Source organism: Pseudomonas sp. LAP_36, from assembly GCF_019456785.1.
GTDB lineage: Bacteria > Pseudomonadota > Gammaproteobacteria > Pseudomonadales > Pseudomonadaceae > Aquipseudomonas > Aquipseudomonas tritici.
This window is the reverse complement of sequence record NZ_JAHZMS010000024.1, coordinates 1-462: the sequence shown is the minus strand read 5'-3', so window position 1 is coordinate 462 and position 462 is coordinate 1. Positions and strand designations below refer to the sequence as shown.

Sequence of the window (462 nt, the reverse complement as noted above, 5' to 3'; positions counted from 1 at the left end):
AACTCAACCTGCAACCTATCGGTGTGGCCGGTGAGTTGTACCTGGGCGGCGAGGGCGTGGCCCGGGGGTACCTGGAGCGTCCTGCACTTACCGCGGAACGTTTTGTGCCGGATCCATTCGGCAAACCCGGCAGCCGTGTGTATCGCAGTGGCGACCTGACCCGTGGCCGTCCGGATGGCGTGGTGGATTACCTCGGCCGTGTCGACCATCAGGTGAAAATCCGTGGCTTCCGCATCGAGCTGGGTGAAATCGAAGCCCGACTGCGCGAGCAGGACAGCGTCGGCGAAACCGTTGTAGTCGCCCAAGACGGCCCGACCGGTAAGCAACTGGTCGCCTATGTGGTTCCGGCAGACGCCACCCTGGCCGACCAGGCCGAGTTCCGCGACAGCCTGCGCCGCGCCCTGAAAACCCGCCTGCCGGACTACATGGTGCCAGCGCACTTCATGTTCCTGGCGCAGATGC

General features: G+C 64.7%; 1 protein-coding gene. It reads left to right on the top strand.

Going from position 1 to position 462, the window contains the following annotated elements; translation table 11 throughout:
• Positions 1-462: AMP-binding enzyme (locus JBO08_RS27980; protein ID WP_220075310.1), on the top strand; the 462-nt coding region annotated here is incomplete at both ends.